This is a genomic window from Flavimobilis rhizosphaerae (assembly GCF_014852685.1).
Taxonomy (GTDB): Bacteria; Actinomycetota; Actinomycetes; order Actinomycetales; family Cellulomonadaceae; genus Flavimobilis; species Flavimobilis rhizosphaerae.
The window spans coordinates 1-24786 of sequence record NZ_JACZDF010000009.1 but is presented as its reverse complement, the minus strand read 5'-3'; the positions used below and the strand labels follow the sequence as shown (position 1 = coordinate 24786).

The 24786-nt window shown below is 72.6% G+C and carries 20 protein-coding genes and 2 tRNA genes; 8 read left to right on the top strand and 14 right to left on the bottom strand.

Features of this window, described 5'->3' with window-relative positions:
* Window positions 1–309: 309 nt before the first annotated feature.
* Window positions 310–912 (top strand): AAA family ATPase, encoded by a 603-nt coding sequence (locus IGS67_RS13315; protein ID WP_328742795.1) that lies wholly within the window; start codon window positions 310–312, stop codon window positions 910–912.
* A gap of 510 nt (window positions 913–1422) precedes the next feature.
* On the opposite strand, the gene malQ is transcribed toward IGS67_RS13315, so the two are convergent.
* Complete coding sequence (malQ, locus tag IGS67_RS13310) at window positions 1423–3549, bottom strand: 4-alpha-glucanotransferase (RefSeq protein ID WP_192282123.1); 2127 nt, start codon at window positions 3547–3549, stop codon at window positions 1423–1425.
* Window positions 3550–3698: 149 nt separating this feature from the next.
* Here malQ and IGS67_RS13305 point away from each other — a divergent pair, with 149 nt between their 5' ends.
* A complete protein-coding gene (locus tag IGS67_RS13305; protein WP_192282120.1) occupies window positions 3699–4676 on the top strand; it encodes a mechanosensitive ion channel family protein in 978 nt (325 codons plus the stop codon).
* A 69-nt stretch (window positions 4677–4745) separates the two neighbouring features.
* On the opposite strand, the gene IGS67_RS13300 is transcribed toward IGS67_RS13305, so the two are convergent.
* Window positions 4746–4976, bottom strand: a complete 231-nt coding sequence (locus tag IGS67_RS13300; RefSeq protein ID WP_192282117.1) for a glucose PTS transporter subunit EIIB — start codon at window positions 4974–4976, stop codon at window positions 4746–4748.
* A gap of 166 nt (window positions 4977–5142) precedes the next feature.
* Here IGS67_RS13300 and IGS67_RS13295 point away from each other — a divergent pair, with 166 nt between their 5' ends.
* Both IGS67_RS13295 and IGS67_RS13290 read left to right on the top strand, forming a co-directional pair.
* Complete coding sequence (locus IGS67_RS13295; protein ID WP_192282114.1) at window positions 5143–5526, top strand: globin; 384 nt, start codon at window positions 5143–5145, stop codon at window positions 5524–5526.
* A 2-nt stretch (window positions 5527–5528) separates the two neighbouring features.
* Complete coding sequence (locus IGS67_RS13290) at window positions 5529–6392, top strand: acyl-CoA thioesterase (RefSeq protein ID WP_192282111.1); 864 nt, start codon at window positions 5529–5531, stop codon at window positions 6390–6392.
* A gap of 155 nt (window positions 6393–6547) precedes the next feature.
* Here the strand turns inward: IGS67_RS13290 and IGS67_RS13285 are convergent, their stop codons facing one another.
* The 8 genes from IGS67_RS13285 to IGS67_RS13250 form a co-directional block, all read right to left on the bottom strand.
* On the bottom strand, window positions 6548–7591 hold the full coding sequence (locus tag IGS67_RS13285) for a DUF4031 domain-containing protein (RefSeq protein ID WP_192282108.1): 1044 nt from the start codon (window positions 7589–7591) through the stop codon (window positions 6548–6550).
* Between the two features lie 5 nt (window positions 7592–7596).
* A complete protein-coding gene (locus IGS67_RS13280; protein WP_192282105.1) occupies window positions 7597–8067 on the bottom strand; it encodes an acyl-CoA thioesterase in 471 nt (156 codons plus the stop codon).
* Window positions 8068–8163: 96 nt separating this feature from the next.
* Entirely contained in the window at window positions 8164–9807 is a 1644-nt protein-coding gene (locus IGS67_RS13275; protein WP_192282102.1) for a GTPase, read from the bottom strand.
* A gap of 11 nt (window positions 9808–9818) precedes the next feature.
* Window positions 9819–11657 (bottom strand): P-loop NTPase family protein, encoded by a 1839-nt coding sequence (locus tag IGS67_RS13270; protein ID WP_192282098.1) that lies wholly within the window; start codon window positions 11655–11657, stop codon window positions 9819–9821.
* Window positions 11658–11764: 107 nt separating this feature from the next.
* Window positions 11765–13441, bottom strand: a complete 1677-nt coding sequence (gene ettA, locus IGS67_RS13265) for an energy-dependent translational throttle protein EttA (protein WP_192282095.1) — start codon at window positions 13439–13441, stop codon at window positions 11765–11767.
* A gap of 112 nt (window positions 13442–13553) precedes the next feature.
* On the bottom strand, window positions 13554–14090 hold the full coding sequence (locus IGS67_RS13260; protein WP_102509071.1) for a single-stranded DNA-binding protein: 537 nt from the start codon (window positions 14088–14090) through the stop codon (window positions 13554–13556).
* Between the two features lie 136 nt (window positions 14091–14226).
* Entirely contained in the window at window positions 14227–15732 is a 1506-nt protein-coding gene (locus IGS67_RS13255; RefSeq protein WP_192282092.1) for a GTPase, read from the bottom strand.
* Between the two features lie 139 nt (window positions 15733–15871).
* Window positions 15872–17500, bottom strand: a complete 1629-nt coding sequence (locus IGS67_RS13250; protein WP_192282089.1) for a dynamin family protein — start codon at window positions 17498–17500, stop codon at window positions 15872–15874.
* 138 nt (window positions 17501–17638) lie between these two features.
* On the opposite strand from IGS67_RS13250, the gene IGS67_RS13245 reads away from it, so the two are divergent.
* A complete protein-coding gene (locus tag IGS67_RS13245; protein ID WP_192282086.1) occupies window positions 17639–18709 on the top strand; it encodes an NADH:flavin oxidoreductase/NADH oxidase in 1071 nt (356 codons plus the stop codon).
* Between the two features lie 5 nt (window positions 18710–18714).
* On the opposite strand, the gene IGS67_RS13240 is transcribed toward IGS67_RS13245, so the two are convergent.
* Together IGS67_RS13240 and IGS67_RS13235 are read right to left on the bottom strand one after the other, a co-directional pair.
* A tRNA-Arg gene (locus IGS67_RS13240) sits at window positions 18715–18787 on the bottom strand.
* Complete coding sequence (locus IGS67_RS13235) at window positions 18778–19536, bottom strand: phosphatase PAP2 family protein (protein ID WP_192282083.1); 759 nt, start codon at window positions 19534–19536, stop codon at window positions 18778–18780. Before IGS67_RS13235 ends, IGS67_RS13240 begins: the two co-directional genes overlap by 10 nt.
* 67 nt (window positions 19537–19603) lie before the next feature.
* On the opposite strand from IGS67_RS13235, the gene orn reads away from it, so the two are divergent.
* Window positions 19604–20251, top strand: a complete 648-nt coding sequence (gene orn, locus IGS67_RS13230) for an oligoribonuclease (protein WP_192282080.1) — start codon at window positions 19604–19606, stop codon at window positions 20249–20251.
* A 69-nt stretch (window positions 20252–20320) separates the two neighbouring features.
* A tRNA-His gene (locus IGS67_RS13225) sits at window positions 20321–20396 on the top strand.
* A gap of 84 nt (window positions 20397–20480) precedes the next feature.
* On the opposite strand, the gene IGS67_RS13220 is transcribed toward IGS67_RS13225, so the two are convergent.
* On the bottom strand, window positions 20481–20996 hold the full coding sequence (locus tag IGS67_RS13220) for a GNAT family N-acetyltransferase (RefSeq protein WP_192282076.1): 516 nt from the start codon (window positions 20994–20996) through the stop codon (window positions 20481–20483).
* Between the two features lie 1084 nt (window positions 20997–22080).
* Between IGS67_RS13220 and IGS67_RS13215 the strand changes: the two genes are divergently transcribed.
* The gene (locus tag IGS67_RS13215) at window positions 22081–22947 is read left to right on the top strand and encodes an aminoglycoside 3'-phosphotransferase (protein WP_192282073.1); all 867 of its coding nucleotides are present in this window, start codon (window positions 22081–22083) and stop codon (window positions 22945–22947) included.
* Between the two features lie 96 nt (window positions 22948–23043).
* Here IGS67_RS13215 and IGS67_RS13210 read toward each other — a convergent pair whose 3' ends face one another.
* Entirely contained in the window at window positions 23044–24345 is a 1302-nt protein-coding gene (locus IGS67_RS13210; RefSeq protein ID WP_192282070.1) for a TrpB-like pyridoxal phosphate-dependent enzyme, read from the bottom strand.
* Window positions 24346–24786: the final 441 nt, after the last annotated feature.

The window sequence follows — 24786 nt, the reverse complement described above, 5'->3', positions numbered from 1 at the left end:
TCTTCGATCATCTCGCTTCCCCAGCACCAGGTGCTGGATTCAGCGTGTCCAAGAACCGGGGTCAGGCCCCCGCGCCCCCGCGCTCGATAGCCGATCCGTTCACCTCACATGGTCCGATCGGCTATCGAGCCCCACGCTGGCGCGCTGAGGTGACGACGGATTGATGCGTTCGGACCATTGAGTGGTCCGAAGGCGTCAATCCGTCGGGATCGTGCATGTCGGGCGTCGGGCGCGGACGTTCGGGCCGCCGGGATTGTGCACGTCGGCCGTCGGGCGTCGGGCGCGGAGAGGCGTGGGAGGATTCTGCGCGTGGACGACGACGCACTCCTGACGGACGACGAGCCATCGTCCGCCGGTGCACCGCGCCGCATCCGCATCCACGGGACCTCCGGCTCAGGCAAGACGACGCTCGCCCGGCAGGTCGCCGCCCGCACCGGGCTCGTCCGCATCGAGCTCGACGAGGTGTTCTGGGATGTCGGCTGGCAGCAGAAGCACCCCGACGCCGGACGCGCGATCTTGCGTGCACGCCTCGCCGCAGCGGAGGACGGACCCGGCTGGGTCGTCGACGGCAACTGGCAGTCGAAAGTTCTCGACCTGCTCGACGACGCCGACACGATCGTGTGCCTCGACCTGCCGCGACGCACCGTCATGCGCCGGATCGTCACGCGCACGGTCACGCGCGGGATCACGCGTCGTCCGCTGTGGCACGGCAACCGCGAGAGCCTCACGAACCTGGTGCGGCGTGAGCCTGAGGACAACATCGTCCTGTGGTCGTGGCGGACGTGGGCCGGCAACCGCGCTCGCTGGGACGCGCTTGAGTCGTCGGGCGCTCCCGTCGTCCGGCTCCGCACGCCGCGCGAGGTCCGCGCATGGCTCGCGTCACTCCCGACGCGCCGCACCCCCACGGATTGACGGCATCGCCCCATCCAATCGGCGGAACCCGTCAATCCGTCAGGTGGAGAGCACCGCGCAACCCGTCGGGTGGAAAGCACCGCGCAACCCGTCAGGTGGGGAGCTCTGCGAGATTCGTCAGGTGGAAAGCACCGTACATGTGGGTCCGATAGCCGATCGGACCACTTCACCGGGCCGGGTCCGGGACGACGACCGCGCCACGGAGCACGCTTCCGCCCTCGATAGCCGATCTGTTCACTACACCTGTCTGGATCTGCTATCGAGGGGCACGCCCCGGCGCTCGATAGTCGATCGGTGCGCCTCATGTGGCTCGATCGGCTATCGGACCACCACGTGCGGCGTCGGGGTGCGGCGGGGGCAGAGGGGCAGAGTGGCAGAGGGGCAGATTGGTAGAGGGGCAGAGTGGCAGAGGGGCAGAGGGACAGAGGGACAGAGGGGCAGAGGTGGGGATGCACCGCGGCCCGCCTCCCCGGACGGGGAGACGGGCCGCAGGACAGCGCCGCGATGGGGTCAGCGCTGGTTCATCGCCGCTGCGAGCGACCGCAGGCGGGGGTTGGTCACGAGGTCGTCAAGCAGGACCGTCACGCCGTTGGGGTCACCCAGCGGGATCTTCCAGTTGGGGTACTCCTGGTCCGTGCCCGGCTGGTTCTGCGCCCGACGCTCGCCCACCGCGTCCGCGAGCGAGACCCCGAGGAGCTTCGACGGCGTCAGGCAGATGAGCCGGTGCAGCGCCTCGACGAGCTCACGCTCCGACGGGTCGTCACCGAGCAGGCCACGCGCGGCGAGCAGCCGCACCATGTCCTCTCGCTCGGCCCGAGCCTCGTTCCGCACCTCCTGGACCGGCGCCTGGAGCAGCCCGAGGCTCTCACGCAGTTCGACGTGCTCGCCCGCAAGGTAGCCCGCCGTCGGCGGAAGGTCGTGCGTCGTTACCGACGTGAGGCTCATCGCCCGGTAGTGCTCGGGCGCGAGCGGACGCCCCTCGTGGTCCTTCTCGAACCAGAGGATCGACGTGCCGAGGATGCCGCGGTCCGTGAGGTAGTCACGCACCCAGCCCTCGAACGTCCCGAGGTCCTCGCCGATGACGACGGCCCCCGCACGCTGCGCCTCGAGGCAGAGGATGCCGATGATCGCGTCGTGGTCGTAGCGGACGTACGCGCCCTCCTTGGCGCCTGAGCCTGCCGGGATCCACCAGAGCCGGAAGAGGCCGATGACGTGGTCGATGCGGATCGCGCCCGCGTGCCGCAGGACGGTCCGGAGCATCTCACGGTACGGCTGGTAGCCGGCGCGCGCGAGGCCCTTGGGGTGCCACGGGGGCTGCGACCAGTCCTGTCCCTGCTGGTTGTACATGTCGGGCGGAGCGCCGACCGACGCACCCGTCGCGAGCGCGTGACGCAGCGACCATGCGTCCGAGCCTTCGGGGTGCACGCCGACAGCGAGGTCGTGCATGATGCCGAGCGACATGCCGCCGGCCTTCGCCGCCGCCTGCGCGGCCGCGAGCTGCTCGTCGGCGACCCACTGGAGCCACACGAAGAAGTCGACGCGGTCCGCGAGCTGGACGCGCAGCTCGGCGACCTCGGGGCTCGTGGGGTCCCAGAGCTCGTCGGGCCACTCGCCCGTCGGGCGCGTCTCCTTGATCGCGCACCACAGCGCGAAGTCCTCGAGCCCCTTGCCCTCGCGGTCGCGGAAGTCCGCGAGCTGCGCCTCACGGATCGCGGAGCGCGGTGCCGCAAAGATCACCTCGAGCGCGGAACGCTTGTGAGTCCACGCGGCGTCGCGGTCGATCGGGCCCGACGACGTGTTGAGCGTCTGCGCTTCCTCGGCCGCCCACTCGACGAGCGAGCGGTCGGCGGCCGAGAGGTAGGCGGCCTCCTCGACGGCCTCGGGACGCACGTAGATGGGGTTGACGAAGCGACGCGTCACCGGCAGGTACGGCGACGGGGTCATGGGCGCGGCCGGTTCCCCCGCGTGGACGGGGTTGATGAGCATGAAGTCCGCTCCGAGGTCGCGGCCCGCGAACCACGACGTCTCCGCGAGGTCCGCGAAGTCGCCGATGCCCCACGAGCGCGAGGAGCGCACCGAGTACATCTGCGACATGAGTCCCCACACGCGCCCGTGCTCGAGGCTCTCCGGGAGGTGGAGCCGCTGCGGGGTGACGATGAGGGTCGCGACGTGCTCGCCGTCGTCGGCGCGCGAACGCAGCGTGTGCCAGCCGAGAGGGAGGTCCCCGGGGATCTCGAAGGACGCGCGGCCGACCATCCGGCCGTCGACGCGGCGCGGGGCGTCCCAGTTGTCGACCTGGCGGGTCTCGCGGCGTCCGCCGCCGGCCTCGGGGTCGAGGTCGATCCACACGCTCACGGGCGTGCCGTCGGGCACGTGGACGGGGATCGTCACGGCCTGACCCTCGCGGGCGACGACCGTCGGCGGAAGCGGCTCGCGCCACGCGTCGTCCTCGACATGGAGGAGCGCGAGCTCGACACGCGTCGGCGTCGACGCGTCGACGCCGAGCGCGCCGAGCACCTTGACAAGGGTCGGGGCGGCGACGTGCCGCTCGGTGCCGTCGAAGGCCCAGTACTCAGTCCCGACGCCGCACGCGCGCGCGAGGCGGAGAAGGGACTCTGATCGTTCAGCGTTGTCCACGGGTCAATCCTTGCAGAAGTCTGGGCGCTCGAGGCGGCCGGACGGCCCATTCCGTCCGAAACTTTTCTGCAATGTTACTTCGCGGCGTACATCTGTGCGACCACCTGCGCACAAACGCGCCGACGATCACCCCCAACTACGCTGGGAGCATGCTCGAGTATCTCCTGCGCGCCACCACCACCCCGTCACCGTCACCGTCGAGCACCTCCGTGGGCGACGAGATCGGCGACGCGCTCACCAAGGACCCCGAGCAGCGCTCCGGCTGGGTCGACTGGCTCGTCGGTGCCCCGCTCCGGATCCTCGTCATCCTCGCCGTCGGCATCGTCCTGCTCGTCGTCCTGCGTCGCCTCATTGCCTCCTTCACCGAGCGCATCGCCCGCGAGCCCCGCACCGACGTCGGCGGCGCGCTCCTGCGCGTCACCAACGCCTTCGAGGACGAACGACGCGTCGGCCGCGCGCGCACCCTCGGCTCCGTCCTCCGCTCGACCCTCTCGATCGTCGTCGGCTCGATCGTCGTCATGATGATCCTCAACGAGATCGGCGTGAACCTCGCGCCGCTCCTCGCATCCGCCGGCGTCGCCGGCGTCGCCCTCGGCTTCGGCGCCCAGAGCCTCGTCAAGGACTTCCTCTCCGGCATCTTCATGCTCGCCGAGGACCAGTACGGCGTCGGCGACACTGTGAACTTCGGCGACGTCACCGGAACCGTCGAGGAGGTCGCGCTGCGCGTCACCAAGGTCCGGGACTTCGACGGGACGCTCTGGTACCTGCGCAACGGCGAGATCCTCCGCACCGGCAACCTCTCCCAGGGCTGGGTGCGCGCCATGGCCGACTTCCGCGTCCCCTACGACGTCGACACCGACCTCGTCCGCTCGCTGCTCACGCAGGCCGCCGAGGAGACGTCCGCCGACGCCGACATCAACCGGCTCCTCCTCGCCCCGCCCGAGGTGTTCGTCGTCGAGCTCACCGACGACCACCTCCTCTACCGCATCCAGGCCCGCACGAACCTGCCCGATCGTCCGGCGGTCGTCCGTGCGCTGCGCACACGCGGCCTCACCGCCCTCACAGGTGCCGGCATCCGGCTCGTCACCGCCAACCGGCTCGTCGTCCAGCCACCTCCCGCACCCTGAGCCGCGCACGACGACGCCCACGGACCTGTGCGGTCCGTGGGCGTCGTCGTACGTTCAGGTCGCTCGGACTCAGCGCAGGGTCTCGAGCTCGTCCGCCAGGTCGTCGGCCTCCGGCCCGACAATCACCTGGATGATCCGGCCCGACCGGACCACACCGAACGCGCCCGTCTCCTTGAGCTTCGCCTCGTCGACGAGCGCAGGGTCCGTCACCTCGACGCGCAGACGCGTGATGCACGGCTCGAGGTCGACGACGTTCGACCCGCCGCCGAGCGCGCTGAGGATCTTCTCCGCCTTGCTCATGGTGTGTTGTGCTCCTGATCGCTGGGTGGGGCACGGACGCCCTCGTCCGGTCCTCCTAGCCTAACGCGCGCAGAGGCACCTAGGCCCCCCTGCCCACTCCCGGACGTGGGCGGCACCACGCCACAGCGGGCCCCGCCGCGGCCACCCTCCGTGGGAGGATCGGACGGTGACCGAGCAGACCTTCTTCGACGCCGTCGGCGGGCACGACACTTTCCAAGGGATCGTCGACCGCTTCTACGCGGGCGTCGTCGCCGACGACGTCCTCGCACCCATGTACCCGCCCGAGGACCTCCCCGGCGCCAACCGTCGCATGGTGATGTTCCTCGAGCAGTACTGGGGCGGGCCGACCACCTACTCCGAGGAACGCGGCCACCCGCGGCTGCGCATGCGGCACCAGCCTTTCAAGGTCAACCCGCTCGCGCGCGACCGCTGGATCCTGCACATGACCGCCGCCGTCAAGGAGGCCCGTCTCTCCCCCATGCACGAGTCCCAGCTCCTCGATTACCTCGAGCGCGCCGCCCACTCCATGCTCAACACCTTCGAGGACTGACGATGACCGACGCCGCACCCTTCACCGCGCTGCGCGACGTCCTTGCGCTCGAGCAGGTCGACGAGAACACATTCGTCGGGCAGAGCCTGCCCCAGCTCAACGGCCGCGTCTACGGCGGGCAAGTGCTCGCGCAGGCGCTCCTCGCCGCCGGCGCGACGAACCCCGCAGGCCGCCAGCCGCACTCCCTCCACGGCTACTTCCTGCGTCCCGGAGCGCTCGACATCCCCATCCGCCTCGAGGTCGAGCGGCTCCGCGACGGCCGCTCCTTCTCCGCCCGGCGCGTCCACGCGTTCCAGGGCGACAAGGCGATCCTCTCGATGATCACGTCCGCGCAGGAGGACCAGCCGGGCATCGACCAGCAGCAGCCGATGCCTGCCGCACCCGACCCGGAGACTCTCGAGTCGGCGGTCGCGAAGCTCTCGACGATCGAGCATCCTGTCGCGAAGTTCTGGACGAGCACCGCCGCGTTCGACGTCCGGCACGTCGGCTCGTCCCTCTACCTCGGTCCCGACCGCAACGGCGACGACCGGCAGATGGTGTGGCTGCGGGCCCGCGGCACTCTCGGCGACGACCAGCTCATGCACCGCGCCATGATGATCTACGCGTGCGACCAGCTCATGCTCGAGCCCGTCATGCGGCGCGCCGACCTCGACTGGGGCACGCGCGGGCTGTCGATCGCGAGCCTCGACCACGCGATGTGGTGGCACCGCGACGCGCGCGCCGACGAGTGGCTCCTCTACGTGCAGTCGTCCCCGTCCGCGCAGGGCGGCCGCGGGCTCGGCTCGGCACGCGTGTTCGCACAGGACGGCACGCTTGTCGCGTCGATCGCCCAGGAGGGCATGATCCGCGTGCCCGACGAGTCCTGACGGGCCGGGGGCCGCCGGTCCCGGCTCGCCCGCGACCGAGGATTCCGCGCAGATGGTTGCTCCCAGCAGCCATCTGCGCGGAATCCTCGGTTGGTGGGCGCCGGACGGAACGTGTGGGCGTCGGCGCCCCCGGGGTTCGCGGACGCAGTCGGTTCTCACGGTGTCGTGAGCGCCTCGATCTCGCCCGCAAGGTTCGCGCGGGCGCGCGACTCCCAGCGGTCGCGGCCGACCGGCGTCGCGAAGAGGTGCTCAGTGACCAGCAGGCTTCGCAGCACCTCGGCACGTCCCACGCGCCACGCTGCGTCGTCGACGTGCGCGTACTCCGCCCGCACCCGACGGACGTAACGCCGGTACGTCGTCGGCGACCCGGCGAGGACAGCAAGGTCCGCGTCGCTCACAAGCGCACCCGCGACGTCGCCCGGCGCAGGGTCGTGGCGCGTCGTGAGGAGGACGAGACGCGCGACCTCGTCGACGTCGGCCGGCGTGAGCGGGGACGTGTGCGCGTCGGGCGTCCGGCGCGGGCCCGACGCTCCCTCGTCCGACACCACCGGGCCCGACGCTCCTTCGTCCGGCGCACCCCGGCCCAGCACTCCCTGGCCCAACGATCCCGGACCCGACGCACCCCCGGACCGTGACGGCGCACCGACGAGCGGCGCGAGCAGGTCGCGCGCAAGCTGCGCGGAACGCTCCTCGTCACGCACCGCCTCACCGTCGTGCACCGCGTCGTGGAACCACAGCGCGAGCAGGACCGTCCGCGGCACCGTGCCGAGGCCCTCCGCCGCGACCTGGACCGAGCGCAGGCAGTCCGCGAGGTGCGCCGTGCCGTGGTACGTGCGATGCGGCTCGGACCAGCGGCGCAGCAGCTCCTCGCCGACCGCGTCCGCGCCCGGCACGAGCACAGCCCAGCGCGCGGCGAGGTCCGCGCGGCGCGCACGCTCGCGGTCGCGACCGGAGACGCGCAGGCCCGACGCCGCGAGCCGGACGACCATCTCGCGCGCGGACACCGGCTCGGCGCCGAGCGCAACAAGCTCCGCGTGGCGTTCCGCGGGGACGTCGTAGTGGTCGAGGTCGAACGCACGCCGCGGCACGCCCGCCCGTTCCGCGAACGCGTGCAGCTCGTCGAGCGAGGTGTCCGAGACGAGGTGCGCCCACGTCGTGCCGTACGCGGCCCAACGAGGAGCGTCGACGAGAACGGCCACGGTCGTCAGCGCGACCGCCGGCGCATCGCGACCGGCGCGTCGAGGAACGGCTCCCACGCGGCGCGCTCGTCGGCGTCGATGCGACGGGGCTTGCCGGAGGCGGAGTCGACGAGCACCATCGTCGTGATCGCGCGCGCGTAGACCGTGCCGCTCGCGTCCGTCACCTCGTAGTGGATCTCGAGGCTCGCACCGCCGAGGCGCCCGAGCCACAGCCGCACCGTCACCGGTTGCCGCTGGTACGTAAGGGGCGCGAGGTACTCGATCTCCTGGTGCGCCACGAGTGTCGCGGTGCGCGCGCCCGGACTCGCGTCGAGGATCGCGGTCGGCCGACTCGCCACGCCGTCGGCCTCGGGATGGCGCCAGAAGGCCTCGATGCGCGCCTCCTCGAGGAGCCGGAGCATCTCGACGTTGTTGACGTGGCCGTAAGCATCCATGTCGGACCAGCGCAGCTGGACGGGAATCTCGATCGTCGTCACAGGGCCGAGATTACGCGCTCCCCTCCCGACGGATTGACTCCGTCCCCCGTCGAACGGGCGGAAACCGTCAATCCGCCGGTGGGCGTGGCGGGGCGCTCAGGGGCTTGCGGCTCGACGCGCGAGCTCGCGCGTCCGGGCGAGCGCGTCGAGCCGCGCCCGGACCGGCGCGAGCACCGCCGTCTGCGCGACCCCCGCCACCGCGTCCGCGAGCCTGCGACGCGCGCGACGCGCACGCCGCGCCGCCGTCACGCGGCCGCACACGCTCGCGACGAGCGCGAGCAGCAGCCCCAGCACGACGACGACGACGACGAGCACCGCGGGCCACGCGACCCGCACCTGCCCCGCCGACCCGTCGAGCACGAGTTCCGGCAGCGGGAGCGTCACCCCGAGGTACGCAAGACCACGCACCCCGAGCACCCACACGAGCCCCACGACGCCGACCCCGAGGAGGATCGCCTGGACGACGCCAAGCGCCCGCGCCCACCGCGGGGCCCGTTCTGCGCCGAGCCGCGTGCCCGCGACCGCCGTGTCGAGCGCTCCCGCGAGCCCCTCACCGTCGACCCGGCCGGCCGCCGCAGGCCGCCACGCGTCGGGCAGTGCGTCGAGCGCACCCGCGACGTGCTCCCGCACCGCGAGCGCCGCGCGCGCACGCACCACGTCGCTCGCGCCTGGCAGAGACGTGCGCACGAGATCGGGCCGTTCCGTCCGACGACGTTCGGGGCCTCCGAGTCCGAGCCGCCCCAGCGGGTCAGCGCGGAACCCCGCGAGCCACCGCGTCACGGGCCAGCCCGCCGCGAGATGCACCTGGCGGCGCGTCGAGGCCGCGACGGCGTCGACGACCGTGCTGGCACCGGCTGCCTCAGCGAGCGCGTCTGCGAGCTCGTCGGCCGACGCCCCGGCGTGCCCCGCACGGCCGTCCCCGCCCGACGCCTCGAGCAGCAGCGCCGCCGCACCCCGCACGTCGACGACGAGGCGTGCCGCCTCCTGCGCGCGCCGCCGCGCAGCGTCCGCGAGCACGTCACGGAGCTCGCTCACGCCGTCGCCCGTCGTCGTCGACGTCGCGACGACGTGCGCGCCCACGAGACCGTCGGCGGCGACGCGCCGACGCAGGTCGGCAAGCACCGGTGCGACATCCTCCGCGTCGAGCCGGTCGGCATGGTTGAGGACGACGACCGCGACCCCGCCGTACGAGGCGAACGGCCGCAGGTAGTCGTCGTGCAGCGTGGCGTCCGCGTACTTCTGTGGGTCCGTCACCCACACCATGACGTCCGCGCGCTCGAGCAGCCGGTCCGCCCGCGCCCGGTGCGTCACCTCGACCGAGTCGTGGTCCGGCAGATCGAGCAGCACGATCCCGTCCGGGAGCGGCGAGCCCGCCGGCAGGTGCGTGCGCTCGCGCACATCGAGCCAGTCGAGCAGCGACGTCGGGTCGGAGCCGTCCGCGCACGCCGCGACGGGCTGCGACGTCGTCGGGCGCAGGAACCCCGGCCGTGCGACCTCCGCGCCCGCGAGCGCGTTGAGAAGGCTCGACTTGCCCGAGCCCGTCGACCCGGCGAGCGCGACGACCGTCCGGTCAGCGCCGAGGCCCAGGCGCTCGCGCACGCGTGCGACGACGGCAGGGATCTCGACAAGGTCCGGGACATGGGCAGCCGGAACGCCAGCGTCCCCGTCGTGCCCGACGAGCCACGGCGAGGCCGTCCTCCACGCCGCCTCGAGCGCGTCGAGTCGCGCAGCGAGAGTCACGCCGCGGGCCCTCACGTGCGCCTCCCGCGCCACCACGCGCGTCTGCGCGGCTCCGCGACGGGCTGCGTCTCGGCCGCTGCGGCGGGCGGCTCAGGAACAGGTGGCAGCGGGCGCGTGCGGCGCTCGGCCGCGGCAGCCTCACGCACACGGTGAGCAGCCGCGTCGAGCCGTTCCGCGCCGTCGGGCGTCGAGGCGACGTCCCGCAGGCGGTCGCGGAACCGTGCGGCGTCCGCGTCCGCGACGTCGGTGACGCGCGCGACGAGACGCTCGCGCGCCGTCACCGCGAGCCGACGCACAGCGTCATCGCCGAACACGGCCTCGAGAAGACGCTGCGCGACGAGCGCCGTACCGCCCGCGATGCCGACCTCCGCGCCCGTGAGCCCGCCGGTCGACGCGAAGACGACGATCATGAGCGCAAGCCCCAGCCCGTTGACGCCGAACGACAGCGCCCGTGCCGTGCCCCGCTTCGACGAACCCGTCGTGCGGACGAGCTCGAGCACGTCGTCCTGCCAGCCGCGGACAGCCGCGGCCGCGTCCTCGCGCAGCGCGGGTCCGCCGCGCACGAGACCGTCCGTGAGCGCGCGGCCCGCCGGGTCGGCCCGCCACGCGTCCGAAGCACGCTCAGCCGCCGCGTGCACGGCGTCGACGACGACCGCCTCGAGATCGTGACCGACGGCCCGCACCGCCGCCGGTGCGTCGGCCCGGCGACCGCGGACGAACGCACCGAGGCGGTCCCGCACGCGCCCGACGCCCTGCTCGAGACGCCGGACGAGGTCACCCGTGCCGACGAGGTCCTGCCAGCGGGCGAGCACCTCACCGCGCAGCATCGTGCCGTCCGCTGTCGCCGCCGACACGTCGTCGACCGCCCTGCCGTACGCGTGCGCGACGGCCTCCTCGAGCCGTGCCGACGCCGCCGCCTGCTCCGCCGCAGCGGCGGCGAGCTCGCCGAGCACGACGGCGACGTCGTCGACCGCCCCGTCGAAGGTCTCGCGCACGACCCGCTCGCGCGCCGCCGGCGACGCGACGTCCGCGAGCCACGACCGCAGCCCGACGAGCGCGTCCTCCCCGAGCAGGCCGCCAGTGAGCGGCGACTCGGGCACCTCGACGACCGGGGTCCCGGCGAGGCCGTGCTCCGCGAGCATCGACCGCAGGTGCTCAGCGACCGCTCCTGCATCAGCACCCTCGACCCGGTCGAGGACGAGCGCGAGACGCGTACGCCGGCGTGCCGCCGCATCGAGCAGCGCCCACGGCACCGCGTCCGCGTACCGCGCTGCGGTCGTCACGAAGAGCCAGAGGTCCGCCGCACCGAGCAGCTGCGCCGCGAGGTCTCGGTTCGCGGCGACGACCGAGTCGACGTCCGGCGCGTCGAGGAGGGCGAACCCCGGTCCGACCGCCTCCGTCGCGACGAGCCGCAACGTCCGGTGCACCGCGTCCGCCGGGACGGGCTCGTCGGCGCGGGCACGCACGAGGTGCGGCAGCACACGGTCCGCCCCGAACCATGCCACGTCGTCAGGATGGTGGACGAGCACGGGAGCGAGCGTCGTCGGCCGCAGCACCCCGGCCGCGCTCACCGGCGCGCCGACGAGCGAGCTCACGAGCGTCGACTTGCCCGCGCCCGTCGACCCGCCGACGACGACGAGCACGGGTGCACCCTCGGCGCGCGAACGTGGCAACAGGTGGTCGTCGAGGCGTGAGAGCGTCGCGCGACGCGTCGCCTCCGAGGCGTCGCGCCCGGGTGTCGCGAGCGGCAGCGCCAGGGCGTCAACCGCGTCGCGCGCGGCCTCGAGCGCGACCGTGAGCGCGACCCGCTCGGGCCGCGGGCCTGCGGGCTCACGCACGTCGTCGTCCATCCCCCCATCATGACGGACGGCCCCGCGCGACGTCGGCGGCGCGACCGACGGATCGACGGAGGCCCGCCTGCGCACAGGGTGCGCGGGCGGGCCTCCGGGACGCGAGATCAGTCGCGCGTGAGCTTGCGGTACGTCACGCGGTGCGGGCGCGCCGCGTCCGCGCCGAGACGCTCGACCTTGTTCTTCTCGTAGGACTCGAAGTTGCCCTCGAACCAGTACCAGTTCGCCGGGTTCTCCTCCGTGCCCTCGTACGCGAGGATGTGCGTCGCGACCCGGTCGAGGAACCAGCGGTCGTGCGAGACGACGACGGCGCAGCCCGGGAACTCGAGCAGAGCGTTCTCGAGCGAGCCGAGGGTCTCGACGTCGAGGTCGTTCGTGGGCTCGTCGAGCAGGAGGAGGTTGCCACCCTGCTTGAGCGTGAGCGCCAGGTTGAGACGGTTGCGCTCACCACCCGAGAGGACGCCCGCAGGCTTCTGCTGGTCGGGCCCCTTGAAACCGAACGACGCGACGTACGCGCGGGACGGGATCTCGACGTTGCCGACCTTGATGAAGTCGAGCCCGTCGGAGACGACCTCGAAGAGCGTCTTCTTGGGGTCGATGCCGCCGCGCGACTGGTCGACGTACGACACCGAGACGGTCTCGCCGATCTTCAGCTCGCCGCCGTCGAGCGGCTCGAGACCGACGATCGTCTTGAAGAGCGTCGTCTTGCCGACGCCGTTGGGACCGATGACGCCGACGATGCCGTTGCGCGGCAGCGTGAACGACAGGCCGTCGATGAGCGTGCGGCCGTCGAAGCCCTTGTTGAGGTCCGTGGCCTCGAGGACGACCGAGCCGAGCCGCGGGCCCGGCGGGATCTGGATCTCCTCGAAGTCGAGCTTGCGGGTGCGGTCGGCCTCGGCCGCCATCTCCTCGTAGCGGGCAAGGCGCGCCTTCGACTTCGCCTGGCGGCCCTTCGCGTTGGAGCGGACCCACTCAAGCTCTTCCTTCAGGCGCTTGGCGAGCTTGGCGTCCTTCTTGCCCTGGACCTCGAGGCGCTCCTGCTTCTTCTCGAGGTAGGTCGAGTAGTTGCCCTCGTACGGGTAGAGCCGACCGCGGTCGACCTCGCAGATCCACTCCGCGACATGGTCGAGGAAGTAGCGGTCGTGCGTCACCGCGAGCACCGCGCCCGGGTACGACGCGAGGTGCTGCTCGAGCCACAGCACGGACTCGGCGTCGAGGTGGTTGGTGGGCTCGTCGAGGAGCAGCAGGTCAGGCTTCTCGAGGAGGAGCTTGCACAGCGCGACACGACGACGCTCACCACCCGACAGGACGGTGACGTCGGCGTCGGCCGGCGGGCAGCGCAGCGCGTCCATCGCCTGCTCGAGCTGGGAGTCGAGGTCCCACGCGTCGGCGGCGTCGATGGCCTCCTGGAGCTTGCCCATCTCCTCCATGAGCTCGTCGGAGTAGTCGGTCGCCATGAGCTCGGCGATCTCGTTGAAGCGGTCGATCTTGCCCTTGATCTCCGCGACCGCCTCCTGGACGTTGCCGAGGACGGTCTTCTCCTCGTTGAGCGGCGGCTCCTGCAGGAGGATGCCCACCGTGTAGCCGGGCGAGAGGCGCGCCTCACCGTTCGACGGCTGGTCGAGACCCGCCATGATCTTGAGGATCGTCGACTTTCCGGCGCCGTTGGGGCCGACGACGCCGATCTTCGCCCCGGGGAGGAAGTTCAGCGAGACGTCGTCGAGGATCACCTTGTCGCCGTGCGCCTTGCGCGCCTTGTACATGGAGTAGATGAACTCAGCCACGGGTTCTAGGACCGCCTTGGGGTAGTGGGCCGGACGAGCGGCGCCGCGTCGGCGCGCGGGCGGCCGACGGCCGCCGTCGCACGCCGACGGGCGACGCACAGACCCTCCAAGACTACGCGGTCAGGAGCGCTGCGGGGTCATCGACGTCCTCAGCGGCATCGGAGCGGCCGGCGGGTGCCGCGTCGGTGCTGTGCGTGAACGGGTCCGGCGCGTCGGGGTCGGCCGGGGCGAAGCCCTCCCCTTCCGCCACCGTCTCGGCGGCGCTCGGCGCGGACGCCGACGACCTGGCCTCGCGCAGGACCCGCATGAAGCTCGCGGTGCCACGCGTGAGGTCGTGGCCGATCGTCGCGCCGCGCAGGCCGAGCTCGGCGCGGGGGCTGCCGTCGGGCGCGTCCCAGCGGTCGAGGACGAGCCGTCCCGTGACGACGACGGGCTCGCCGCTGTGGAGGGACTTCGCGACGGACTCCGCCGCGTCGTCCCAGAACGTCACCGAGTACCAGGTGGTCTCGCCGTCCGTCCACGCGCCCTTCTCGTCGCGGTAGCGGTGGGTCGTCGCGACCCGCACGGTCGTGCGGCGACGGTCGTTTGTCGTGAGTGTGAGGGCGGGGTTGTTGCCGACCCAGCCCGTGATGGTGACCGGTGCGCTCATGGCGTCCTCCCGGGGAACAGGGGCGGTCGGATGCCGCCCGGGAGTCACACCGTGCCGGTGGCCGCGAGCGCCCGCACCCCTCATCGCCGGATCGGTGGACGAGGTCGCGCAAGCACGCGCCTGTGGTCAAGTGCTGTCAGTCGCCGGAACGCGCGTGCCGTGCCGCCTCGCGCGACAGCGCAGCGAGCGCGAGCGTCCGCGCCTCGGCGTGCGCCCCGAGCACCGCGTCCGCCGGCGTCTCGAGCAGGTCGTGGACGACCCGCGCAAGCCCCTCCCGCACCGCCCCGGAGAACGTCTCAGCACGCGCCCGCGACTGGGCGCGCCGCGCCCCCCGCCACGCGAGGACGCCGACGAGCCCGAGCACGACGCCGACAACCCCGAGACCGAGGAGCAGCAGCTGCACGTCGTCGGCCGCCGCATCCGTGAGCACGAGCACGAGCCACGCGACGAGCGCGACGACCCCGAGGACCGCGCCGACGGCCGTCGCCGCACGCCAGCCGCGCACACCTCGTGACGGGCCAGCGGGAAGCCGCACCGCGCGCACCGCTGCCGTCGCCCGGCGCGCGATCTCCTCGTCCTCGGGCGTGCCCTCGACGAGCGAGTCGCGCCACGCAGGTCCGAGGTGCGCCCCGGCACGCTCGAGCCACGCCTCGCGCAGCTGCGTCACCGACGCCGCAGTGAGCGCGCCGTCAGCCCCAGCACGCGTGCCGTCGTCGAGCGTGTGCGCGGCCGTCGTCGTGCGCTCGGGCAGCCCGACGAGGTCCGCGAGCGCGTCGACCGTGCCCGGGACGCCCGACGCCGAGCGGCGCGCGACCTCCGCGGGCAGCACGTCCGTCAGCTGCTCCGCGGCGCGCGAGAGCTCGGTCGCGACACGCAGCGCGGCACGCGAGCGCTGCCCGACGATCGTCGCGAGCCGCGACCGGATCTCTGCGATGCCGTCACCCGTCACCGCGGACGCCCCAAGAACCTCGACCTCGCCGAGGCCGTCGACCGTGAGGAGGTTCTGGACGTCCGCGAGGATCTCTGCGCGCTGGCCCTCGGGGACGGTGTCGAGCTGGTTGAGGACGACGAGCATCGATCCCTCGACGCCCGCCATGCCCTGGAGGTACCCCGCGTGGAGCGCGTGGTCGGCGTACTTCTGCGGGTCGACGACCCACACGACGAGGTCTGCCATCGGGACGACCCGGTCGACGGTCTCGCGGTGGATGGTCGCGATCGAGTCGTGGTCGGGAAGGTCGAGCAGCACGAGACCGGTCAGCTGGGTCTCCTGGTCGCCGTCGAGCGACGAGAAGCGGTTGATGCGGCGCTCCCGGTCGACGCCGACCCAGTCGAGCAGCGCGTCGGCGCGCTCGGACCACGCGCACGCGGTCATGAGGGACGTCGTCGGGCGGCGTACGCCGACGTCCGCGAACGTCATACGGGAGATTGCGTTGAAGAGCGACGACTTGCCCGAGCCCGTCCCGCCGACTAGCGCGACGACCGTGTGCTCGACGCCGAGGTCGAGGCGACCGTCGGCCGTCGTGAGGGCGTCGTCGACCGACGTGCGGACCGCGGCCGGGATCCTCTCCCCCGCGACCTTCAGAGCCGACCTCAGGTCGGCGACACGTCCACGCAGCTCGGTCTCGTCCGCTCTGGCTCCCATGCGTCCTCCCTCGTCAGCGCTAGTCCCATCCTGCCTCACGCGTGCGCGCTCGGCCGCGCGACGGGCGGCGGGGCACCCCGCGGGTCACCCCGACGGGCCGACGGGCCGGCAGCGGTCGACGAGGCCGGGCCTGCCGCGGTCAGCGCGAACGAACCTGCCGGCGCAGTTCTGCGAGCCGCAGCCGCAGTCCCGTGACGGCCTCCGGGGCGAGCGCCGTGACGTCGAGCCGCTCCGTGTACGGACCGGCCTCACCCTCGACGACATGCCGTCCGAGCGCGACGAGGTCGGCACGCGCAGCATCGACGAGCTCACCTGCCGCAGCGCCGGCCACACCCGCGAGGACGCGCTCGGCGCCCGCGACGCCGACGGCTGCAGCCGTCGCGACCGCGACGAGCCCCTCACGCGTGAGGCCCCGGTCCGCCGCCTGCAGCACGCCAGGAGCGAGGTCGCCGACGGCGTCGGCCACGCCGCGCAACCAGGCGCTCACCTCCGAGCGCACCGTCGTGTCGCGCCACGCGGCGAGCGCCCCGTCCGCCTGGACGGCCGCGTGGAGCGCGGCGCCTCCCGGTAGCCGGTCGTCCTGCTCGCCGAGCTGCGAGCCGATCGTCTCCGAGCTCGTCCGTGCGGCGGCGAGCACCTGCGTGACGAGCGTCTCGCGGACACGCGTCGCCACCGCCCCGAGCAGCTCGGCGCGGCGCGCGAGCGCCGCCCTGCGCGGACGACGGAACCGACCCGCGACGGGACGCAGGATGCCGGGCTCCGCGTCGACGGCCGCAAGCCACGCGGCCTCGACAGCGCCCGTCGACAAGGTGCCGTCGACCGTCGCGTCCGCAAGGTCCCCGAGGCCCGACGGCACCGCGTCGACGACGGCGGCGCGCAGCGCGGCGGCGTCGTCGGTCTGCGCTTCGACTTCCGCGACGAGCGCGGCCGTCTGCTCGACGAGCGCGTCGAGCGCGCCCCGCAGGGTGCGCAGGATGACGGTCCGCGCCTGGTCCGCGCCCGCGACCCGGCGCAGCCAGCGCGCGATCGGCTCGACCGACTCCGCCGGCAGCAGCCCCTCGTGCGCACCCGCGTCCGGCACGACGAACAGCGCCGACGACGCGAGGCCGTGCTCACGCAGCCGCGAGACAAGATCCGTGCGCACCTCAGCAAGCTTCTCGTCGGAGACCCGGTTGAGGACCATCGCGACCGACGCGCCACGTTCCTTCGCGTCCGTGAGGACCCGCCACGGCAGCGCGTCGCCGTAGCGCGCAGCCGTCGTCACGAAGAGCCCGAGGTCCGCAGCCGCCAAGAGCCGCACCGCGGTCTCACGGTTCGACGACATGAGCGAGTCGAGGTCCGGGGCGTCGAGCAGCGCGATGCCACGGGGCACACCGTCGTGCTCGACGCGCAGCGCCTCGCCGAGGTCGAGGCCCGCCGCGAGCTCGGCGTCCTCCGGGTGCGTGACGAGCACGGGCTCGCGCGTCGTCGGACGCAGCACCGACGCCTTCGAGACCTCGTCACCGAGGAGGGAGTTGACGATCGTCGACTTGCCCGCACCCGTCGAGCCCGCGACGACGACGATCGCGGGGCGCGAGAGCTCGCGCAGACGCGGCAGCAGGTGGTCCTCGAGCCGCTCGAGGAGGGTGTGCCGCAGCGGCTTCGCCGCGCGCGTCCCCGGGGTGTCGAGCGCGAACGCGACGGCCTGCACCTCACGGTGGAGGCCCTCGACGACGTCGAGCAGCGTCGCGTCGGGCGCGTGCTCGGGCATCGTCTCGTCACGTGTCACGCAGTGATTATCCCGTGCCCGGCGAAGAGCGGCCAAACGCGCGCGCCGTGCAGCACCTGCATGTTCGCGCTCGGTGAGACCGCTTGAGCTCGGGACGTTGTCGGAGAAGAGTGGGGGTTCCCGCTGACGAGGAGACCCATGAGCCTGCTGCTGAGCCCGCTGACCCTGCGTTCGACGACGTTCCGCAACCGCCTGTGGCTCTCGCCCATGTGCCAGTACTCGGCGACCGACGGGCTACCCGACGACTGGCACCTCGTGCACCTCGCGCAGTTCGCGTCCGGCGGCGCGGGCCTCGTCCTCGCCGAGGCGACCGCCGTGTCCGCCGAGGGCCGCATCTCGCCGCGCGACACGGGCCTGTGGAACGACGCGCAGCGTGACGCGTGGGCACGCGTCGTCGCCGGCGTGCACGCGCGCGGCGCGCACGTCGGCGTCCAGCTCGCGCACGCGGGACGCAAGGCGTCGACGTGGTGGCCGTGGGCGTCCGCGTCCGGCTCGGTGCCGGCCGCCGACGGCGGCTGGCCGACCGTCGCGCCGTCCGCGCTCGCGTTCGACGGCTACGACGTACCGGCCGCGCTCACGGCCGACGGCGTCGAGCAGGTCGTCGTCGACTTCCGGGCCGCCGCCCGGCGCGCCCTCGACGCGGGCTTCGACGTCCTCGAGATCCACGGCGCGCACGGCTACCTGCTGCACCAGTTCCTCTCGCCCCTGAGCAACCATCGCACCGACGCGTGGGGAGGGAGCCTCGAGAACCGCGCACGGCTGCTCCTCGACGTCGTGCGCGTCGTGCGCGACGAGGCAGGACCTGACGTCCCCCTGTTCCTGCGGGTCTCGGCCACCGACTGGGCTCCGGGCGGACTCGACGTCGACGACGTCGCGACCGTCGCCGCGTGGGCGCGCGAGGCGGGCGTCGACCTCGTCGACGTGTCCTCGGGCGGGCTCGTCGCCCACCAGCAGATCACCGTCGGCCCCGGCTACCAGGTGCCGTTCGCGGCCCGCGTGCGCGAGGTCGCCGAGGTGCCCACCGCGGCCGTCGGGCTCCTCACGACGCCCACGCAGGCCGAGGACGTGCTCGCGTCGGGCGCCGCCGACGCCGTGCTCGTCGGCCGCGAGTTCCTCCGCGACCCCCACCTCGGGCTCCGGGCCGAGCGCGAGCTCGGCGGCGAGCATCCCGAGCTGTGGCCGGCGCAGTACGCGCGGGCACGGCGGTGAGAGAGCGCCCCCGACAGGACTCGAACCTGCAACCTACGGATTAGAAGGCCGTTGCTCTATCCATTGAGCTACGGAGGCCCCACGATCCTACCGGGATCGTGCCGCCCCGCTGAGCGCCGCGCACGCAGCGCGGGCAACCCGACGTCGGCCAGCACGACGACCCCGAGAACGGCCAGGGCGAGCGACGCGCCCGCAAGGACGTCCGTCGTGAAGTGGTACCCGAGGTAGAGGCGCGATCCGCCGACGAGCGCGACGAGCAGCACCGAGCCGACGCTCCAGCCGACGAGCACCCACGCTCCCCCACGCCGCGACCACACGAGGTAGCCGAGCACCAGGACGAGCGTCGCCGCACCGATCGTGTGACCCGACGGGAACGAGAACGACGACTCGACGCCCGGGACGGTCATCGCCGTCTCGTCGGGCCGCGGACGCGCGACGAGCGCCTTGACGAGGCTCGACACCCCGACCGCGAGGAGCATCGCTCCGACAAGGAGCACGGGCTCACGCCAGCGTCGCGTGCGCCACCACCACAGGCCGCAACCCACGGCCACGAGGATCGGCAGGAGCGTCGGACCGAAGACGTTCGTCACGCCCGTGAGCGCGGTCGTCATCCAGGCGGTGCGGTGCGCGACCATCCAGTCGAGCACCGGGTGGTCGACCGTCGCGAGGTCGTCGTTCTCGAGCACGCCGTCGAGCAGCCCGCCGAACCCGAGCGAACCCAGGACGAGGAGGACGAGCCCGACGACGACCCCGACCGTCGTCGGGACGCCGGCGGACGCGGGCCCGCGCGGAGGGGCCGGCTCGGCCGGGAGTGACGCGTTCGACATGGTCCGACGGTAGCGCCGGGACCCGCGTCACACACGACGAGCCGCAGCCCGACGTACCCTGGACGCTGTGTCACGCGCCCTCAACAACGACCGCATCGTCTGGATCGACTGCGAGATGACCGGCCTCGACCTGGGCGCCGACGCGCTCGTCGAGGTCGCCGCCGTCGTCACCGACTCCGAGCTCAACGTCCTCGGCGACGGCGTCGACGTCGTCATCCGGCCCGAGCCCGCAGCGCTCGCGCAGATGAACGACTTCGTCCGCTCGATGCACACGACGTCGGGGCTGCTCGACGAGCTCGACACCGGGACGACCATGGCCGCGGCCGAGGAAACCGTCCTCGCGTACATCCGCGAGCACGCCCCCGAGGCCGGCCGCGTGCCGCTCGCCGGCAACTCCGTCTCGACCGACCGGGCGTTCCTCGAGCGCGACATGCCCGCCCTCGCGGCGCACCTCCACTACCGGACGATCGACGTCTCCTCGATCAAGGAGCTCGCGCGCCGCTGGTACCCGCGCGTGTACTTCCGCTCCCCCGAGAAGAACGGCGGGCACCGCGCGCTCGCCGACATCCTCGAGTCGATCGACGAGCTGCGCTACTACCGCGAGGCGCTCTTCGTGCCGCAGCCCGGGCCGGACTCGGAGACCGCGAAGGCCATCGCGGCCCGCATCATCGAGACGTCCGTCACGCGGCGACCCGACGTGGTCACCGAGGGCTGAGAAAGACTGTATGCTTCTTGTCGGCCCGATGAGCCTCGGCTCGTCGGACCTGCTGCATGTGCAGCGATGGTGGGTATAGCTCAGCTGGTAGAGCACCTGGTTGTGGTCCAGGGGGTCGCGGGTTCAAGTCCCGTTACTCACCCCATCGAACGAAGGCCGTGACCTGCGGAGACGCGGGTCACGGCCTTCGTCGTTCTGCTGTGAACCTCAGGTCGGTCCTACTGGCAGCTCAGGCTCGCGTGGTGCCGTCGGCCCTCGGCTCGTCGATCCGTGCAAACCCGAAGTCGTCGTACAGCCTCCACGCGGAAGGTGACGTTCCCTCACCGACCCGAAGCGATAGGCGTTCGGCACCGGACACAGCGCAGGCGGCTGCCGCGATACCGACAAGCGCCCGCGCAAAACCACGGCCTCGGAACTCTGGCGCCACGAACAGATCGATGATGAAGGGGCCGTCGAGGTCGTCCCAGATCGAGCGGGCCGTCGTGAAGATGGCGCCGACCACGCTTCCCTCCACGTGGACGACGAGGCTCGCCCGGGGGAGCAACTCTCCGAACTCGCCGTCAAAGGTTGCCCCGATCTCGGCCAACGCCTCGTTGTAGCTGCCCGCACCGACGTCAGGCGGGTAGGACTCGAGATAGACGCGAGCGAGAGCGGGTATGTCTGAACGGCCCGCAGGTCGGACACGCTCGTCAGGGACGACGCCAGTCATCGGCTGCAGGCGAAGTGATACAAGGTCATCGGGCATGGCTGTTCCTCTGGTCGTGGATCGACTGGCATAGCTGCGCCGACAGTCGGAGGTCGGCGAGGAGTCAGGAACAACGCATGGCTGGACTCTAGGAGTGCCAGCCGATCTGGGCGACAGTTTTTCTCGGCTCATCACAGCCGATTGCCGGTGAGAAAGCAGCAAGACTCTCATTCTGGCTGCACTGCCAGTGTGTTGCATGCTTGGCTCCCGTCGTCCGAGGTGTGCACGACGAAGGAGGTCGCGCCCATGATCGTTGTCGTAGCCGCAGCTGCGCGGGCTGCCGGCGCTGGCGGCCTCAGCGAAGGCAGCGCTGCCCACGACCGGGCTCGTCGGGCTCGTTCCCCCGCTCACCCGCGCGTCGTGCCGCGCCCAGCAGGAGGGCCGCCACGCTGCGCTCGCCGTCGTCCGCACCGGCAGCATCGTCGTCGTCGCGGGGCGCTCACCGCGATCGTCGTCCTGTGCGACGACCCGGACCGGCTCCCGACGGTGGGGCTCGTCCTGCTCGCGGTCGTCAGCGTCACGCTCGGAGTGGCGTGGGCACGCGCACGTCACGTCGCCCGACGGTCCCTCGCCCGGGATGATGTCACCGACGCATCCAACGACGAGGACAACCCGCTCCCCCACCCCGGACCGGCGCCCGCGATCTCCGACGACCCTCGCGACGACCCGCCTCTGACGCCCCCGAGCTCGCCGGCGCCCTCCGCACGCGCCTCGCTGACCTGCACCCCGGCCAGGAGCTCCACGCGCGCTCCGCGGTGCCGACGGAGATGCAGTGAGCGTCCTCCTCGACGGGACCGGAGCCAGGGGCGGGCTCTACGGCGCGATCGTCACGATCCCCGGGAGCACGGGGATCCGCGCTGGGCGGAGCGGCGACGTATCGGCCTCGACGAGTGGATCGAGCACGTGCTTCCGGCTCGTCATCGAGGTCTACGGCACGTGCCGCTACATCGGCGCGCGACGGCATCACCGGGCTCGACCTCGACAGCGCCCCACCACCCCGACGGATAGGCGCTTTCCGACCATTGAACGGTCGGAGAGCGTCTATCCGTCGGGGGGGGTGTATCGGCCGTGGCAGGATCGCGGGATGTCGTCGATCCTTGATACGCACGTCCCGACGGGTCCCGTGCCCGTGCCGCGGCAGGTCGCGCGCTACGTCCGCCCCGGCGACGACGTGCGGGCCGTGTGGGTCAACGGCGTCGGCGGCGTGACGTTCCGGGTCGCGGGCGGCGCGGACGTGCGCTTCGTCAAGTGGCACCCGGGCCCCGCACCAGCGGCGGGTACGCTCCAGCCCGACGGCCGCACGGGTCCCCCCGGCGACGGCGCGCTCGCCGAGGAGGCACGCCGGCTCGCCTGGGCGCGCGAGCGCGGGGCGAGCGTGCCCAGGGTGGTCGACGCAGGCGCGGACGACGACGGCTCCTGGCTCGTCACCGCGGGGCTGCCTGGGCTCGCGGCAGTCGTCGAGCCGTGGCTCTCGCGGCCCGTCGTCGCAGCACGCGCGATCGGCGCGGGACTGCGAGCGTTCCACGACGCGCTGCCTGTCGAGGGCTGCCCGTGGACGTGGGCCGCGGACGTCCGGCTCGCGCGGGCGCGGGCGGCGTCGTCGGGCCCGGGCGGCTGGACGTCCGAGCTGCTCCACCCCGACCATCGCGGGTTCTCCCGCGCGGAGCTGCTCGCGCGGCTCGCGGACGTGCCAGACGTCGACCGCCTCGTCGTCGCCCATGGCGACGCGTGCGCACCCAATACGCTGCTCGCCGACGACGGCTCCTACCTCGCGACGATCGACCTCGACTCCCTCGGGGTCGCGGACCGATGGGCGGACCTCGCGGTGGCGGGCTGGAGCACGGCGTGGAACTACGGCCGCGACCTCACGCCCGAGGTCTGCGCCGCCTACGGCGTGACCCCGGATGAGGACCGCCTGTCCTACTACCGCCTCCTGTGGGACCTAGCCTGACCCCGTGCGATCCGCGAGATAGCGCTCCTGCGACGAGATAGCGCGTCACGCACGCTATCTCGTCCGGGGAGCGCTATCTCGCGGGACTGGGCGGGCTCAGACGTAGCTGGCGTACGCCGGGAGGTCGAGCACGCCGTTGCCGGAGAGGCCGATGACGATGACCTCGTCCGTCGTCGCCGCGCGCGCGTGCGCGATCGCACCCGCCACGCCGTGCGTCGACTCGGGCGCCGGAATGATGCCCTCCGTGCGCGCGAAGAGCAGACCCGCCGCGAACGCGTCGTCCTGCTCGATCGCGATGGCGTCCATGAGGCCCAGGTTGACGGCGTGCGAGACCATCGGCGCCATGCCGTGGTAGCGCAGACCACCCGCGTGGATCGACGGCGGCACGAAGTCCTTGCCCAGAGTGTGCATCTTCAGCAGCGGTGTGAGACCCGCGACGTCACCGAAGTCGTAGCGGTACTCGCCCTGCGTGAGCGACGGGCAAGCCGCCGGCTCGCACGCGACAAGACGCGTCGTCGTGCCCTCGCGCAGGTTCTTGCCGAGGAACGGGAACGTGAGGCCCGCGAGGTTCGAGCCGCCGCCGGCGCAGCCGAAGACGACGTCGACACGCTCCTCGACCTCGGCGATCTGCGCGAGCGCCTCCTGACCGATGACCGACTGGTGGAGCATGACGTGGTTGAGGACCGAGCCGAGAGCGTAGTGCGCCCCAGGGTCCTTGACCGCGGCCTCGACAGCCTCCGAGATCGCCATGCCGAGCGAGCCCGTCGTGTCCGGCATCTCAGCGCGGATCGCGCGGCCCGCCTCGGTGAGCTCGGACGGCGACGAGTGGCAGACGGACCCGTAGACCTCCATCTGCGCGCGACGGTACGGCTTGGAGTCGTACGACGCCCGCACCTGCCACACCTCGCACGTGAGCCCGAGCAGCGACGCCGCGAACGACAGCGACGCACCCCACTGGCCCGCGCCCGTCTCCGTCGTCAGGCGCGTGATGCCCTCGAGCGCGTTGTAGTACGCCTGCGGGACGGCCGTGTTCGGCTTGTGCGAGCCGACCGGCGAGACGCCCTCGTACTTGTAGTAGATCCGCGCCGGCGTGCCGAGCTCCCTCTCGAGCGCACGCGCCCGGATGAGCGGCGACGGACGCCACAGCGCGTAGATCTCACGGACCTTCTGCGGGATCTCGACGTAGCGCTCCGTGCTCACCTCCTGCTCGATGAGCGCCATGGGGAACAGCGGTGCGAGGTCCGGCGGGGTGAGCGGCTCGCGCGTGCCCGGGTGCAGGTGCGGCGGCACCGGCTCGGGCAGGTCCGCGGCGAGGTTGTACCAGTGCGTCGGGACGCTCGACGGGACGACGGTGCCGAGCGGCTCGAGCCGCGAGCTGGTGACGGGCTGCGTGGTCATGGTTCTCCTTCGACATCGACCTTGGACGCAGGGTAGCCCGCGCGTGACCCGCGTCACGCCGAAAGCCTCCGAAACTGCAACCTGTCTCACCAGCAAAGACGCGTCGTCGCGCGAGCCGCAGCCGACCGAGCCCGCCGTACCCACATGGTGGATGGTGAGCGCGTCTCCCCACACCCAATGTCACCGACCCCGGGCCGGGGCCGGGGCCGGGGCCGGGCTCGGGCCGGGGCCGGGCTCGGGCCGGGGCCGGGCTCGGGGCCGCACCACACCGCCCTGGTGGTCCGATAGCCGATCCGGCCACTCCCCGGGTCCGGATCGCCTATCGAGTCACCGCAGTGGGTGGGCCGGGGGCCGCCCAGCGCCGCCGCACGACGGGGGCCTGACCCCGGTTCTTGGACACGCTGAATCCAGCACCTGGTGCTGGGGAAGCGAGATGATCGA

Coding starts and splice junctions, on each gene's coding strand:
- IGS67_RS13245 (WP_192282086.1), top strand. CDS start 17,639: ATGAGCCTGCTGCTGAGCCCGCTGACCCTGCGTTCGACGACGTTCCGC.
- IGS67_RS13305 (WP_192282120.1), top strand. CDS start 3,699: ATGCTCGAGTATCTCCTGCGCGCCACCACCACCCCGTCACCGTCACCG.
- IGS67_RS13220 (WP_192282076.1), bottom strand. CDS start 20,996: ATGCCCGATGACCTTGTATCACTTCGCCTGCAGCCGATGACTGGCGTC.
- IGS67_RS13260 (WP_102509071.1), bottom strand. CDS start 14,090: ATGAGCGCACCGGTCACCATCACGGGCTGGGTCGGCAACAACCCCGCC.
- IGS67_RS13255 (WP_192282092.1), bottom strand. CDS start 15,732: ATGGGAGCCAGAGCGGACGAGACCGAGCTGCGTGGACGTGTCGCCGAC.
- IGS67_RS13270 (WP_192282098.1), bottom strand. CDS start 11,657: ATGGACGACGACGTGCGTGAGCCCGCAGGCCCGCGGCCCGAGCGGGTC.
- IGS67_RS13215 (WP_192282073.1), top strand. CDS start 22,081: ATGTCGTCGATCCTTGATACGCACGTCCCGACGGGTCCCGTGCCCGTG.
- IGS67_RS13290 (WP_192282111.1), top strand. CDS start 5,529: ATGACCGACGCCGCACCCTTCACCGCGCTGCGCGACGTCCTTGCGCTC.
- IGS67_RS13300 (WP_192282117.1), bottom strand. CDS start 4,976: ATGAGCAAGGCGGAGAAGATCCTCAGCGCGCTCGGCGGCGGGTCGAAC.
- IGS67_RS13210 (WP_192282070.1), bottom strand. CDS start 24,345: ATGACCACGCAGCCCGTCACCAGCTCGCGGCTCGAGCCGCTCGGCACC.
- IGS67_RS13235 (WP_192282083.1), bottom strand. CDS start 19,536: ATGTCGAACGCGTCACTCCCGGCCGAGCCGGCCCCTCCGCGCGGGCCC.